This window comes from Pseudomonas sp. GW822-FHT03F04, from assembly GCF_058801405.1.
The window spans coordinates 40,925-54,916 of the sequence record NZ_JBXANF010000011.1 but is presented as its reverse complement, the minus strand read 5'-3'; the positions used below and the strand labels follow the sequence as shown (position 1 = coordinate 54,916).

General features: G+C 62.5%; 15 protein-coding genes and 1 pseudogene. 10 read left to right on the top strand and 6 right to left on the bottom strand.

Annotation, left to right across the window (positions count from 1 at the left end; genetic code table 11):
• The first annotated feature begins 2 nt into the window (after nt 1-2).
• Nucleotides 3-671, top strand: coding sequence for a response regulator transcription factor (locus AC1RMX_RS24060; protein WP_096822000.1), 669 nt, complete (start codon nt 3-5; stop codon nt 669-671).
• Entirely contained in the window at nt 668-1,981 is a 1,314-nt protein-coding gene (locus tag AC1RMX_RS24055) for a sensor histidine kinase (protein ID WP_493073183.1), read from the top strand. Before AC1RMX_RS24060 ends, AC1RMX_RS24055 begins: the two co-directional genes overlap by 4 nt.
• A gap of 40 nt (nt 1,982-2,021) precedes the next feature.
• On the opposite strand, the gene AC1RMX_RS24050 is transcribed toward AC1RMX_RS24055, so the two are convergent.
• Both AC1RMX_RS24050 and AC1RMX_RS24045 read right to left on the bottom strand, forming a co-directional pair.
• The gene (locus AC1RMX_RS24050) at nt 2,022-2,777 is read right to left on the bottom strand and encodes a methyl-accepting chemotaxis protein (RefSeq protein WP_404943238.1); all 756 of its coding nucleotides are present in this window, start codon (nt 2,775-2,777) and stop codon (nt 2,022-2,024) included.
• Between the two features lie 102 nt (nt 2,778-2,879).
• Nucleotides 2,880-3,026: pseudogene (locus AC1RMX_RS24045) on the bottom strand (HAMP domain-containing protein); the annotation flags it as partial.
• A gap of 1,457 nt (nt 3,027-4,483) precedes the next feature.
• Between AC1RMX_RS24045 and AC1RMX_RS24040 the strand changes: the two are divergent.
• Nucleotides 4,484-5,803: a Na+/H+ antiporter family protein gene (locus AC1RMX_RS24040; protein ID WP_096821997.1), complete on the top strand. Its 1,320-nt coding sequence runs from the start codon at nt 4,484-4,486 to the stop codon at nt 5,801-5,803.
• A gap of 125 nt (nt 5,804-5,928) precedes the next feature.
• Complete coding sequence (ctpM, locus tag AC1RMX_RS24035; RefSeq protein WP_192558513.1) at nt 5,929-7,611, top strand: methyl-accepting chemotaxis protein CtpM; 1,683 nt, start codon at nt 5,929-5,931, stop codon at nt 7,609-7,611.
• Nucleotides 7,612-7,632: 21 nt separating this feature from the next.
• On the opposite strand, the gene AC1RMX_RS24030 is transcribed toward ctpM, so the two are convergent.
• Nucleotides 7,633-8,568 carry a LysR family transcriptional regulator gene (locus AC1RMX_RS24030; protein WP_192558512.1) on the bottom strand — a complete coding sequence of 312 codons (936 nt, stop codon included), beginning with the start codon at nt 8,566-8,568 and terminating at the stop codon, nt 7,633-7,635.
• A 111-nt stretch (nt 8,569-8,679) separates the two neighbouring features.
• On the opposite strand from AC1RMX_RS24030, the gene AC1RMX_RS24025 reads away from it, so the two are divergent.
• The 3 genes from AC1RMX_RS24025 to AC1RMX_RS24015 all read left to right on the top strand — a co-directional run bounded on the left by AC1RMX_RS24025 (nt 8,680) and on the right by AC1RMX_RS24015 (nt 10,214).
• Nucleotides 8,680-9,168 carry a DMT family transporter gene (locus AC1RMX_RS24025; protein ID WP_039770247.1) on the top strand — a complete coding sequence of 163 codons (489 nt, stop codon included), beginning with the start codon at nt 8,680-8,682 and terminating at the stop codon, nt 9,166-9,168.
• A gap of 4 nt (nt 9,169-9,172) precedes the next feature.
• A complete protein-coding gene (locus AC1RMX_RS24020) occupies nt 9,173-9,628 on the top strand; it encodes a DMT family transporter (RefSeq protein WP_096822119.1) in 456 nt (151 codons plus the stop codon).
• A gap of 418 nt (nt 9,629-10,046) precedes the next feature.
• Complete coding sequence (locus AC1RMX_RS24015) at nt 10,047-10,214, top strand: metallothionein (RefSeq protein ID WP_074689145.1); 168 nt, start codon at nt 10,047-10,049, stop codon at nt 10,212-10,214.
• Between the two features lie 23 nt (nt 10,215-10,237).
• Here the strand turns inward: AC1RMX_RS24015 and AC1RMX_RS24010 are convergent, their stop codons facing one another.
• On the bottom strand, nt 10,238-10,510 hold the full coding sequence (locus AC1RMX_RS24010; protein WP_493073182.1) for a hypothetical protein: 273 nt from the start codon (nt 10,508-10,510) through the stop codon (nt 10,238-10,240).
• Nucleotides 10,511-10,548: 38 nt separating this feature from the next.
• On the bottom strand, nt 10,549-10,776 hold the full coding sequence (locus tag AC1RMX_RS24005) for a DUF6555 family protein (RefSeq protein ID WP_096821993.1): 228 nt from the start codon (nt 10,774-10,776) through the stop codon (nt 10,549-10,551).
• A gap of 146 nt (nt 10,777-10,922) precedes the next feature.
• On the opposite strand from AC1RMX_RS24005, the gene AC1RMX_RS24000 reads away from it, so the two are divergent.
• The 3 genes from AC1RMX_RS24000 to AC1RMX_RS23990 all read left to right on the top strand — a co-directional run bounded on the left by AC1RMX_RS24000 (nt 10,923) and on the right by AC1RMX_RS23990 (nt 12,952).
• Complete coding sequence (locus tag AC1RMX_RS24000) at nt 10,923-11,702, top strand: AraC family transcriptional regulator (RefSeq protein ID WP_493066560.1); 780 nt, start codon at nt 10,923-10,925, stop codon at nt 11,700-11,702.
• 89 nt (nt 11,703-11,791) lie between these two features.
• A complete protein-coding gene (locus AC1RMX_RS23995; RefSeq protein WP_085733565.1) occupies nt 11,792-11,965 on the top strand; it encodes a DUF1427 family protein in 174 nt (57 codons plus the stop codon).
• Nucleotides 11,966-11,995: 30 nt separating this feature from the next.
• The gene (locus AC1RMX_RS23990; RefSeq protein ID WP_493073180.1) at nt 11,996-12,952 is read left to right on the top strand and encodes a quinone oxidoreductase family protein; all 957 of its coding nucleotides are present in this window, start codon (nt 11,996-11,998) and stop codon (nt 12,950-12,952) included.
• 3 nt (nt 12,953-12,955) lie between these two features.
• Here the strand turns inward: AC1RMX_RS23990 and AC1RMX_RS23985 are convergent, their stop codons facing one another.
• Nucleotides 12,956-13,978, bottom strand: coding sequence for a purine-nucleoside phosphorylase (locus tag AC1RMX_RS23985; RefSeq protein ID WP_493073179.1), 1,023 nt, complete (start codon nt 13,976-13,978; stop codon nt 12,956-12,958).
• Nucleotides 13,979-13,992: the final 14 nt, after the last annotated feature.

Genomic DNA, 13,992 nt, shown 5'->3' with positions numbered 1-13,992 from the left:
CGATGCGTTTGCTTCTGGTGGAAGACCACGTTCCTCTGGCCGATGAGCTGATCGCCGGCCTGCAACGCCAGGGCTACGCCGTGGACTGGCTGGCGGACGGCCGTGATGCGGTTTATCAGGGCCGCAGCGAGCCGTACGACCTGATCGTTCTCGACCTTGGCTTACCGGGTGTGCCGGGCCTTGAAGTGCTGGCGCAATGGCGCGCCGGCGGGCTGGCGACGCCGGTGCTGATCCTGACTGCACGGGATTCCTGGGCCGAGCGCATCGAAGGCCTGAAGGCCGGCGCCGACGATTACCTGACCAAACCCTTCCATCCGGAAGAACTGCATTTGCGCATTCAGTCGCTGCTGCGCCGCTCCAAGGGGCAGGCCAACCAGCCGACGCTCAAGTCGGCGGGGCTGCATCTGGACGAGGGCCGCCAGTGCGTCGTGCGCGACGGCGCCGATATTCAACTGACCGCCGCCGAGTTCCGCCTGCTGCGCTACTTCATGCTGCACCCGGAGCAGATCCTTTCCAAAAGCCACCTCGCCGAACACCTCTACGACGGTGAAACCGAGCGCGACTCCAACGTGCTTGAAGTCCACGTCAACCACCTGCGCCGCAAACTCGGCAAAAGCGTGATCGAAACCCGTCGCGGCCAGGGTTATCTGTTCGGCGGACAAGCTTCGTGAGATCGATCCAGCGCCGCTTGAGCCTGGGTCTGATCAGCGTCATGGTGATCGTCGGCCTGGTGCTGGCGCAAACCAGCCTGTGGCTGTTCGAAGTGGGGTTGCAGCGTTACCTCGAAGCCGGCCTGCGTAACGACAGCGAGAGCCTGCTGGTGGCGCTGGTGCGCGGCCCGCAAGGCTTGCAGCTGGATGAGCGGCACTTGTCGCCGGCCTATCAGCGGCCGTTTTCCGGGCATTACTTCCGCATCGATTTCGCCGAGAGTCACTGGCGCTCCCGCTCGTTGTGGGATCAGGAACTGCCGCTGCTGGAACGACCAGGACTGCACAGCAACCTGCAACTGGGGCCGGACGGTCAGCAACTGCTGGTGCTGCGCTCGGATTACAAACGGCTCGGCCAGTCGATCTCGATCAGCGTGGCCCAGGATTACACGCCTGTGCGCGAGAGCTTCCAGCGCATGCGTCAGGTCGGGTTGGGGCTCGGGCTGGCCGGGTTGTTGCTGATCCTGATCCTGCAACGGCTGACCGTGCGCCGGGCCTTGCGACCACTGGAAAAGGCTCGCGAGCAAATCGCCCAGTTGCAGCAGGGCCAACGCTCACAACTCGATGAACAGGTGCCGGCGGAACTGGAGCCGCTGGTGGCGCAGATCAACCATTTGCTGGCGCACACCGAAGACAGCCTCAAGCGTTCGCGCAATGCCTTGGGCAACCTCGGGCACGCGCTGAAAACTCCGCTGGCGGTGCTGCTGAGCCTGGCCTCGAACGAAAAGCTCGATGCCCATCCTGAGTTGCGCAAGATCCTCAAGGAACAACTGGAACAGGTGCAGCAACGGCTTAACCGCGAGCTCAATCGTGCACGACTCTCCGGCGATGCGTTGCCGGGGGCGCTGTTCGATTGCGATGCGGAACTGCCGGGGCTGCTGGCGACGTTGAACATGATCCACGGCGAACACCTGGCATTGAGCTACGTCGCGCCGACCGGGCTGCAATTGCCGTGGGACCGTGAAGACTTGCTGGAATTGCTCGGCAACCTGCTGGACAACGCCTGCAAATGGGCGGATGCCGAGGTGCGTCTGAGCGTGGTCGAGACGGCGGAAGGTTTTGTGCTGAGTGTGGAAGACGACGGGCCGGGGATTCCCGAGGCGCAGCGGGCTCAGGTGTTCAGTCGGGGGACGCGGCTGGATGAGCAGACCCATGGGCATGGGTTGGGGCTGGGGATTGTGCGGGATATTGTCGAGACGTGGGGCGGGGTTTTGGTGCTTGGCGAAAGTGAGTGGGGTGGGTTGAAGGTAGAGATTCAGTTGCCTCGGCGTTAAACCCGCTCCCACAGGGATCTGTGGTGAGCGGGTTTTAGCGTCAGACCCGGAACTGATCCATAAGACTCTGCTGCTGATTCGCCAGGCTATTGAGCGACTGACTCACCCGCGCCGATTCATTCGCCTGCCCCGACAGCGATTCCGTCACATCACGAATCGTCGCCACGTTGTTGTTGATCTCTTCGGCCACCGCGCTCTGTTCTTCGGCGGCGCTGGCGATCTGCAGGTTCATGTCGCTGATCACCGTCACCGCATCGCCGATCTGGCGCAGTGCGGTCACGGCCTGGCCGACCTGTTCGACGCTGCCCTGAGCCTGACGATGGCTGTTGCCCATCGAACCGACCACGTCCTGGGTGCCGCTTTGCAGTTGCTCGATCACCTGGCGGGTTTCTTCCACCGATTCCTGGGTGCGGCGGGCGAGGTTGCGCACTTCGTCGGCGACCACCGCAAAGCCACGACCGGCCTCACCGGCGCGGGCGGCTTCGATGGCAGCGTTGAGCGCCAGCAGGTTGGTCTGCTCGGCGATGGCGCGGATGGTTTCCAGCACCGCGCCGATTTTCTCGCTGTTGGCGGCCAGGCCTTCGACCTGGATCATCGCGGCGCTCATGTCGGCGGCGAGGTGGTCGATGCTGGCGGTGGTGCGGTCGATCACGGTCAGGCCCTGACGGGTAGCGCGATCGGCATCTTTTGCCGCTTCGGCCGCTTGGGCGGCGCTGCGGGCCACGTCCTGGGCAGTGGCGCTCATTTCGTGGGACGCGGTGGCCACCTGATCGACCTGACGGTATTGTTGTTCCATGCCGGCGCTGGTCTGGGTGGCAATGGCCGAGGACTGGTCGGCAGTGTTGCGCGCGTCCTGCACCGAGCGTTTCACCTCGGCGATGATCGGTTGCAGCTTGTCGAGGAACCGGTTGAACCAACCGGCCAACTGACCGAGTTCGTCTTTCTTGTCATAGGCCAGACGACGGGTCAGGTCGCCTTCGCCGCTGGCGATGTCTTCCAGCATGTGGGCCACGCCAAGGATCGGTTTGGTCACGCTGCGTGCCATCAGCCACACCAACAACAGGCCGACCAGCGCGGCGAGCACGCCCAGGCTCAGTTCGATCAGCGTGCCGGAGGTGTTGCTGGCATCCAGTTGCTGCTTGAGCGCTTCGGCGCGGCTGACCAGGACTTTCTCCGGTACATCGAGCAGCACGCCCCACGACGGGCCACCGGGAATCGGCTGGAACGGCGACAGCACTTTCAATTGCGCATTGCTGTGCAGGCTGCTGACGGTTTTGCTCGAGGCCAGCAGGCGCAGCAATTCAGCGCCGCTGGTGGTGTCCACGGCGTCGAGGCGCTGGCTGAGTTTGCTGGCGTCCGGGCTGTAACCGGCGAGCAGGCCGGCAGGGCTGATGATGCTCACGGCGGTCTGGCCGTCATAGAGCTTTTTGCTGGCGCCCTGGCTGATCGCTTGCAGGCTGTTGAGGTTGATGTCCACCGACAGCGAGGCGATGACTTTGCCGTTGACCATCAGCGGGAACACGATGCTGGTCATCAGCACGTTTTGCCCGTCGATCACATAGAAGTACGGCTCGATCACGCACGGCTTGAGCGTGGTGCGCGGGCAGGTGAACCAGGCGTTGGCGGCCTGGCCGCTGGGGCCGGTGCTGGTGTCGGCCATGTCGCTTTCCGGCAGCGCCATCGAGGTCACTTTGCCCGGGGTCGGCTGCGACCAGTACAGGGCGAAGCGGCCCTTGTCGTTGCTGCCCAGTTCGGCCTGGCCGGCAAACAGTTCATCTTTGCCGTCCAGCGCGTTGGCTTCGAACACCAGCGACAGGCCGAGCAATTCCGGGTTGGCCTGCAGCGCCGATTTCACCTGACGGGTCATGTCTTCGCGTAGGTCGAAGGCATCGAGGAAGCGCTTCTCGGCCTGTTCGCGCAGGAACAGCACCTGCCGCGAGAAACCGTGGCCATATTGATAGGCGTCCATGAACTGCTGGCGAATGCCTGCCGCCTGAACTTCGCCCTGGGATTCGATGCGAGCCTGGGCCGACTCGGTGAGCATTTCCATGCTCGAAGCTTTCACCAGTTCAGAACTGTGCTCCATGCGATACAGCGAAAGACCCACCAACAGGGTCACGATACCGGCCAGGCAGAGCCCGGCGAGCAGGGTGATTTTCCATTGGATGGAAAGTTGTCTGAGCGACATGGAGACGTCCTTATTCGATAAATATCTGAGACTTTGCACTGTAACGGCCGCGTTTCGACTTTCTTTATGGCGCAAATGCAATATGGCGAATTGACGCACGTTGTGGCGGATATGCCATCGTTCGCAGTTTGATCATGGAAAGTTACACAGTGTCGCGACCGGTCGCTTTGACACTGCGCCCGCTCTGCGGCACAGTGCGCGCCCTTCTAATAAGACCCTCTATGCAAATCCGCTGGCGACCCTCGTGGCTTGCCGGACGGACTCATCCTGTCTGGCGGTGAATGGCTTTACCGTCGTGTTTTTGAGGTAGTGAAATGAATGCAGTGATTGCTGCGGTCGGCGTCATGCTGATCCTCAGCCTGTCCCGTGTGCATGTGGTGATCGCGTTGATCGTCGGTGCGCTGGTCGGTGGCCTGACTGGCGGCCTGGGCATCGACGCCACGCTCAAGGCGTTCAACAGTGGCCTGGGCGGCGGTGCGACGGTGGCGTTGTCCTACGCGTTGCTCGGTGCTTTCGCCGTGGCGATTGCCAAGTCCGGCCTGGCCCATGCGCTGGCCGACAAGGCCCTGGCGATGGTCGACCGTCAGCATGCGACCGGGGGCGGCAGCGTCAAATGGCTGCTGATCGGTCTGTTGTGGGTGGTGGCGATTGCTTCGCAGAACATCCTGCCGATCCACATCGCGTTCATTCCGTTGCTGGTGCCGCCGCTTCTATATGTACTGACCAAGCTGCAACTGGATCGCCGGCTGATCGCCTGCGTCATGACCTTCGGCCTGATCACGCCGTACATGGTGTTTCCGGTCGGCTTCGGCAACATCTTCCTCAACCAGATCCTGCTGGCCAACGTCAGCAAGGCCGGCGTGGACATCAGCCAGGTCAACGTCATGCATGCGATGGCGATCCCGGCGGCGGGCATGGTGTTCGGTCTGTTGATGGCGGTGTTTTTCAGCTACCGCAAGAAGCGTGTCTACGACCTGGAAAAGATCGAACAGGTGGAGCAGGTCAGCGTCGCCTACAACCCGATGACGATCGGCATCGCCGGCCTGGCTATCGCCGCAGCCTTCATTATTCAGTTGCTGCTGGATTCGATGATTATCGGGGCGCTGGCCGGGTTCCTGATCTTCTCGGCGTCGGGCATCGTCAAGTGGCGCGAGACTGACGGCCTGTTCACCGAAGGCATGAAGATGATGGCGATGATCGGTTTCATCATGATCGCCGCCTCAGGGTTTGCCGAAGTGCTGAAGGCTACCGGCGAGGTGCGCACACTGGTCGAAAGCGCGGCGGCGCAGATTGATCACAGCAAGGCCATTGGCGCGCTGCTGATGCTGCTGGTGGGGCTGATGGTGACCATCGGCATCGGTTCGTCGTTTTCCACAGTGCCGATTCTGGCGGCGATTTTCGTGCCGCTGTGCGTGCAGCTGGGTTTCAGCCCGATGGCGATTGTCTGCATCGTCGGCACGGCCGGTGCTCTGGGCGACACCGGTTCGCCAGCTTCGGACTCGACCCTCGGCCCGACCTCCGGCCTGAACATCGACGGCCAGCATCACCACATCTGGGACACCGTGGTGCCGACCTTCCTGCACTACAACCTGCCGTTGCTGGCGGCGGGCTGGATGGCCGCGATGGTCTTGTAAGCCCCAAACCGGATCGTTACTGCTCAGTGAGTGGTAACGATCTGGTTAAGACCCAGCTCAACTTTTGCTTTCGCGTGCCGTTAACGCCTTTAACCACGCCAATAAAACCAAAAGAGTGAGCACCCATGCGCCTGAGTCTCAAGGCTAAAGTCCTGTCCCTTGCCGTCCTTCCGGTCTTGCTCTTTGCGCTGGTGATCAGCCTGACCACGCTGTTCATCCTCCAGGAGCAGGCGCACAAGGAAGTCGAACAGACCCGCGAACGCCTGCTCGGCGACGCCAAGGCCACCCTGGCCAGTTATGTCGCCGTGGCCATGACCACCATCAAACCGCTGTACGACGCTGCCGCCCCCGGTGACGCCGACGCGCGGGCGCAGGTGATCAAACTGCTGTCGAGCATCAAGTACGGCAAGGACGGCTACTTCTTCGGCTACGACTCCGAGACCGTGCGCCTGTTCAAGTCCACCGACCCCGACGGCGTGGGCAAAAGCTTCAAGGACAACCGCGACCCGAACGGCGTCTACGTCAACCGCGACTTGGTGAAAGTCGCGAAGGACGGCACCCATTACCTGCAATACAGCTCGCCGCTGCCGGGTAACGCGCAGGTGCTGGTGCCGAAACTCGGTTACACCGAATACCTGCCGAAGTGGGACATGGCTTTCGGTACCTCGGTCAACCTTGACGGCATCGAGGCGCAAGTCGCGCTGGTTCAGGCCCAGGTTCAGGACCGAATGGAAGGCGTGGTGCTGAGCATCGTCGGCGTGGCGGTGATCGTGTTGCTGGTGATCGCGGTGGCGGGGCTGGTGCTGGCCAATACCATTTTGCGGCCGCTGACCCTGATGAAAGCCAACCTCGACGACATCGCGGCGGGTGAGGGCGACCTGACTCGTCGCCTGACCATCACCAGCCAGGACGAACTCGGTGAACTGGCCGGCTCGTTCAACCGTTTCGTCGACAAGATCCACGGTCTGGTGCGGCAGATCACCGAGATGACTTCGCAACTGACCGGGCTGGTGACGCAGGTCTCGGATCAGGCCCAGCGCTCCGATCAGGCCATGGAACGTCAGCGCCACGAGACCGATCAGGTGGCGACGGCGATCAACGAAATGTCCGCCGCCGCGCAGGAAGTTGCCAAGAGCGCACAGAACGCCGCTGTCGCTGCACAGCAGACCGACGAAGAAGGCCAGACCGCCAAACGCGTGGTGGCCGGCAGCATCAAGCAGATTCATGCGCTGGTGGACGACATCCGCAGCAGCGGCGTGTCCCTCGACAGTCTGCAGCAGGATGTGTCGTCGATTGTTGGCGTGCTCGGGGTGATCCGCTCGATCGCCGAACAGACCAACCTGCTGGCACTCAACGCCGCGATTGAAGCAGCACGGGCCGGTGAGGCCGGGCGTGGGTTTGCGGTGGTGGCGGACGAGGTGCGGGCGCTGGCCTCACGCACGCAGATCAGCACTCAGGAAATTCAGGGGATGATTGATCGCTTGCAGGCCGGTACGCAGTCGGCGGTCGAGGCGATGCGCCGTTCCAGTGAAGCGGGTGACGGCACGTCTGCCCAGGCCAATCAGGCGGGGGCGTCGCTCGACGCCATGGCGGATCTGATTGCGACCATCAACTCGATGAACGCCCAGATCGCCAGTGCTGCCGAAGAGCAGACGGCGGTGGCGGAAGAGATCAACCGTAGCGTGCATCAGATTGCGGTGGCGGTGGATAACGTGGCGGATGAGACCCAGTTGGGGGCGCAGACTTCGCGGAGTCTGGCGGATTTGGGGCAGCGGTTGGGCAAACTGGTCGGCCAGTTCAGGATCTGATGGCGTTGCTGGGACAGACCCTCACGGTCTGTCCCAATACGGCACCTCGCCAAAACACTCGATGAAAAAGTCGATGACCGTCCGCACCTTCACCGACAACCGCCGGCTCCCCGGCCACAGCACCGCAATCTGCTGCGGCTCGACACTGTTCGACACCTGAAACTCCCCCAACACCGGCACCAGCGTGCCCTCACGCACCGCCTCGCCGATCAGCCATGACGGAAACATCACCAGCCCCAGCCCTTGCACAGCGGCCTGGGTCAGGGTGTCGGCGTGGTTGCCAGTGATCGGGCCCTTGACCGAATACGGCGTCCACTCGCCCTGATCCTGACGGAAAAACCAGCGCTGCTGGCCGGTCGCGCCCTTGTAGGCCAGGCACTGGTGGCGGGCGAGGTCTTCGGGATGCTGCGGTGTGCCGAAGCGCTTGAGATACGCCGGGCTGGCCGCGACCTGAAACCGGTGCGGTGCCAGGATCCGCGCCTGCATGCTTGAGTCGTGCAGCGGGCCGATGCGGAACAGCAGGTCGGCACCTTCCTGCAGCGGGTCGATGTAGTGGTCGGTCTGCTGGATGTCCAGTTGCAGCTTCGGATAGCGCTCGCACAAACGGCCGAGCCACGGCGTCAAGTGGCGCTGGCCGAACACCACCGGGGCGTTGATCCGCACCAGTCCGGTCGGTTCGCTTTGCTGTTCCTGCAACGCCTGTTCGGCTTCTTCCAGCTGTACCAGCACCAGCCGCGCGTGGTGGCCGAGCATGCGCCCGGCTTCGGTCGGCGTCACTGCACGGGTGTGTCGATAAAGCAGTTGCTGGTTCAGCGCTTGCTCCATCAACTGGATCTGCCGGGAAATCGAAGAGGGCGCCACGCCCTCGCGGCGGGCGACTTCGGAAAAACTGCCGTGGTCGAGCACGGCCACAAACAGCCTTAGCGCCTTGAATCCCAGTTCGTTGAGCCCGTGCATCGTGTGTCCTGCTGTGCGAATTACGCAAAAGTGTTGTCCGGATGCTCCCATTTATCGCACAGCTGCGCCAGCCGATAATCCGCGCCATCGTGTCCTTCAGAGGTTTTTTAGATGCAGTCGTTTGATGAAGTGAGTGCTGCGCCGGCACCTGTCGCCCGGCCGGGTTTGCGCTTGTTGCTGTTGCCGTTGGTGATTCTGGCTGGCATGGGCTTGTCGGTGGAGGCCGGGTTGCTCGGGCCGCTGGGTGAGCAGGTCGGGCACCTGTGGGCGACCTTGAGCATCTTCGGGGTTGGGTCGGCGATTCTGTTTTTGCTGTTGCTGTTTGCGGGGCCGCAGAAGGGGCCGGCGCTGACGGATCTGCCGCGCTGGCAGTTGATCGGCGGGTTTCTGGGGCCGATGTACGTGGTGGTGCTGACGTTGGCGACGCCGCATATCGGGATTGCGATGACGATGATTGCGATTCTGTCGGGGCAGGTCGGCAAGAGTGTGCTGATTGACCATTTCGGCTGGTTTGGGGCTACGCGCAAGAAGGTCAATGCTGAGCGGTGGCTGGCGTTGGGGTTGATTGTGGCGGCACTGGTTTTGATTGCGCGGGGGTGAAGTGATGAGTCTGGTTATTTTGTTGGCTGTGGTGGTGTTGGCTGGCGCGGTGTTGAGTGTGCAGGCGGCGATCAATGGGCGTCTGGGTGAAACCGTCGGCGTTCTGCGCAGCAGTTTGTTGACGTTTGTGGTGGGGGCAGTTTCGACGGGGTTGTTGATTCTGTTTTTTGAGCCTGCGCAGGCGGTGAGTTTGTTGGAGGTGCCGAAGTGGCAGTTGAGCGGGGCGTTGTTTGGGGTGGTTTATATGATGGTGATGGTGGGGGCGGTGCCTCGGGTGGGGACTGCGGTGGCGACGGTGGCGGTGATTGTCGGGCAACTGGGGATGGGGATGTTGATTGATAATTTTGGGTGGTTGGGGAATCCGGCGATTGAGCTGTCTTCGAGTCGGGTTTTGGCGATGGTTTGTTTGGGGTTGGCGTTGGTGTTTATGTATCGCAGTAGCGTGCGGGGGGTTGATTGAGTACATATCCGTTGCTGCGGTAACGGCTTCTTAGGGTTCCGCCCTTACGGCGGGTCACTTTTGGCAAACGCCCCAAAAGTAACCAAAAGGTCTGTGCCCTGACGTACGGCCCTCGCTGTGGCTCGGGTTCCTTCGCTCCGGGATTGATCCGGGGGCATCGCCTACGGTTTGCTTCGCTGCACCTCCTCTCGATGCATGCGGCTTCGCCGCACGGTCGCTGCGCTCCCACCCCCGGACCAATCCCTCCACTCAGCCTGCCGACGGGCCTGTGCGTCAAAAGCGGTACTCGAGCTAACGCTCATTGTGGTGAGTGGTGGGGGAGTGAGTGATTTGGTTGTTGGGTGGTTTTCACCTTCTACACTGGTAGCACGGCTTGTTCTTTCAGCCTCAGACAACCACCACCAAAGGAGTCTGTTCCATGGCAGATAGAAAATGCGATTGTCCGGGATGTCGTTGCACGATCAAGGAGGGTGAGCATTCTTATGTGGCGCACGGTAAGCATTATTGCTGTGAGGCCTGCGCGCATCATCACAAAAGTGGCGAGGAGTGTTCTGGCAAGGGTTGCCAGTGCGCGCACCCGAAATAACCGTCTGTATGAAAAAGTGGAGCCTAGTCAGGCTCCACTTCCAGTTTCAGGCTGTCGTCGTCCAGGCGTTCGGTGTGGCGGACGGTGCCTTGCAGGCGTCGGCCTTCGACTCGGACGTCGACGGTTGTGGCCTGTTCGAGGTCTTCCGGCTGTGGGGCCGGGACGCGCAGGGCGAAGCAGTAGGGATCGTTTTCGACGGGTTCCAGGCCAACCGGGCAGTCGATGCTTCTGGTGACTCGGCCGGATACGGTGTCCAGGCTGTAGTCCAGGTGCGCCGGGCTGCTGATGGTCGTCATGTGTGTTCCCCCGAATTAGTCCCCACCTGCGCCACAGCTTAGCTTGCCGGTCGCCACGTGACATTTTCCACGCCGAATTTTTCCGCCGCGGGTTTGCTGGTCTTTTGCACCTTTTCCCGACCGAAACGCGGGATGCGGCCCACCCCGGCGTCGCAGCTTGCCCAGTGCCACGCCTCGGTGTTGTCCATTTTGTCCGAGCGGATAATGAACGACTTCGGCGCGCCGTGAAGGGTGTATTCGATGACAAACAGTTTTGCGTTGTTCATAAAGCCCGTCTTCCTCCCTGTGGTAATAGAAGGATCGTCGCGCACCGGGAAAATTCACTCGGATTGTCCGACGGTATCTATCAATGGCGAGCGAGGGGGCGGACTGGTTACCATGGCGTTTCCGTCAACCCCGATGAATGTTCGCCATGGCCCTCGCCGCGCCCCCCGATCTGAGTGATACCGATGTGCCGGTGCAACCGCTGGCCCGCACGTATCCGCGCGGGTTGTTCATCGAGCCGCACGAGCATGTCTGGGGGCAGTTGCTGTATGCGATGAGCGGCGTGATGTGGGTCGAGACTCCGCACGAGGCGTTGGTGGTGCCGCCGCAGCGGGCGGTCTGGTTGCCGCCGGGCGTGCCGCACGGGATTCGCGTGGTGTCGGATTTGCAGATGCGCAATATCTACCTGCGCCCGGCGCTGGCGGCGACGCTGGATGAAACGGTGCAGGTGATCGAGGTCGGCGGTTTGCTGCGTGAGTTGATTGTCGGGCTGGTGGAGCAGGGCGATAACGGCGATGCCGAGTATTACGAAGCGTTGGTCGGGCTGGCGCTGCTGGAGCTGAGACGCGCAAGGCGTTCACAGTTGAAGATTCCGCTGCCGGACGATGCCGACCGGCGGCTGATGAGTCTGTGTCAGGCGGTGATGGCTGCGCCGTCGCTGGAGATTCCTTTCGAACAACACGCCGAAAACGCCGGGGCCAGCGTGCGAACGTTGGCGCGGTTGTTCAAGGAGGGCCTGGGCATGGGCTTCGCCGAGTGGCGGCGGCAGGTGCAGTTGGCGACGGCGGTGGCGGAGTTGATTCAGGGCGTGCCGGTCAGCGCGATTGCCCGTGAGCTGGGTTATTCGCCGAGCAGTTTCAGCGACATGTTTCGCCGCGAGTTGGGTGTCGCGCCTTCGCAGTTCAGTGCAGGGCAGCTTCCAGGCTGATTTGGCCGAAATTCAGAAGTCCTTGGCCGGTGCCGGTCGCAGCCTTTCCCTAGACTTTGCCCATTCCCTTTATGTGGCGGAGTGATCCCATGAACTACCTGATTTCCCTGGGCATCGGTCTGGGCGTCGGCCTGCTGTATGGCGCGCTGGATTTCCGTTCCCCGGCGCCACCGGCCATCGCGCTGGTCGGCCTGTTGGGCATGCTGGCGGGCGAGCAGTTGTGGCCGATGGGCCGGCAACTGGTCAGTGGCTGGCTGTCCTGAATTTCCTTTTTTCATTCGGTGGATCAACTCATGAAAGCACTGCAATTCGATAAAACCGGCGACTTGTCTTCCCTGCGCTTCGTCGAGGTGCCGACGCCGGTGCCGGGGGGCGACGAGGTGCTGGTGCAGATCAAGGCGGCGGGCCTGAACCCCAGCGACGTGAAGAATGTGCTCGGGCGTTTCCCTTACACCACGCTGCCGCGTATTCCCGGGCGGGACTTTGCCGGTGTGGTGGTCGAGGGGCCGCAGGCGCTGATTGGTCAGGAGGTTTGGGGCACCGGGCGTGAGCTGGGCTTTTTCGCCGACGGCTCCCATGCGCAGTTCGTCAAACTGCCGGCCAATGGCGTGGCGCACAAACCTTCGCACCTGAGTTTCACCCAGGCCGCCAGCCTCGGTGTGCCTTACACCACAGCGTGGGATGCGCTGGAGCGCAGTCTGGTCAGCGCTGAAACCCGTTTGCTGGTGATCGGCGGCGGGGCGGTGGCGACGGCGGCACTGGCGCTGGCCAAGGTGCGCGGCGCGCAGTTGCTGGCGGCGGCGCGGCGGCCGGAGCAGGTCAAGGATTTGCAGGCGCAGGGTTATCAGACGATCCAACTGGACAAGCCCGAGGAGCTCGGCGCTCAGGTCAACGCGGTGTACCGCGGTGGCGCCGACGTGATCTTCGACACCACCGGGTTCTGGCTGCCGGCCTCGGTGCCGGCGCTGGCCCCGTTCGGGCGCATCGCGATCATCGCCGCGCCGGTGGACGGGCATGTGCAACTGCCGGCGCTGGCCCTGTATCGCAAGGGCGGTTCCGTGGTTGGCATCAACTCCCTGCTGTACGGCGTTGAAGCCTGTGCGGCGATGCTCGAACAGTTCGGCCGGTTCTTCGACGAAGGCTTGCTGCCACTGCCGCAAGGGCTTGTCGAAGCGCCGTTGGCCGAAGGACTGGCGCGCTATGCCGATGTGAATCAGGGCAGTGGCGACAAGATCATCCTGATGCCTTGATCCTCAGGCTTCAGGGACGCCGTTCTCCCACGCCGACCAGTGCTTCAGGATGTCCTGCACCAGCGGATGGCCCGCGCGGTAAAGGTTTTCCAGTGCCGGGACAAATCCGCCCTGATCGGCGTACTTGAGCAGGTTGTCCACTTCGCTGCCGCCCGGCACCGGGCGGTCGAAGTCGGAGCCGGCGCGCACCACGGCCAGGCGCTGCACGTCCACCAGGCCCTCGCGGCTGGCGCGTAGCAGGGCTTCGTAGGTGGAGTTGTCTTCCTGTTGGGTGGTGCAGTATTCGCCTTTGTTGTCGGTCAACAATTTGGTCCAGACCTCGGCGCGTTCGCTCAGGCGTGTGCCGGAGAACCAAGTGTTGCCCGCCAGCGTGTCGCACCGGGTGACCACCGGCGGCTGGTTGGCGGGTGCTGCCGGGTATTTCAGGCGCCACGCCGCCGATTCCTTGCTCTCGCTCAGTTCGACCTTGTGGCTCAGGGCGAAGGCCTTGGCCTGTAGTTTCGGGTTGAGTTCGAAGACTTCGGTCTTGTAGTCCAGCGGCGGTTTTTCATTCGGGCCTTTAGTGTTGATGCCGAGGTAACCGGTCGGCCAACTCGATGGCGCATCGCGCGAATCCAGTTCCCACTGGGTGCCGAACTCGACCAGATAATGCGCCCAGGCAGCGGTGCCGATGGTTCCGTGTTTGGGGCTGATGCCGGCAATCCCGGCGATCAGGAAGTAGCTTTTGCGCAGGTCGAATTTCGGCGACAGCGCCAGTGCCAGGGTCGAGGCGGCGGCGTTGGTCTGACCCATGCCGGTGGTCATCAGACACACCTGTTGCGTGTTGCAGCGGATGGTCGGGTACTCGGCGGACAGGCCCGGCACGCGGATTTCCTGCTTGAGTTCGAGACGATCGATCCAGTGCTGAGCTTCCGGGGCGAACATGGTGATCAGCACGACTTTCGGCTGAATCGGTGCCTCGGCCGCCCAGGCGGTGGAAGAGAGCAGGGCTGCGGTGGCCAGTGATACTCGCGTCATTGCTTTCATGATTGCTCCTGGAT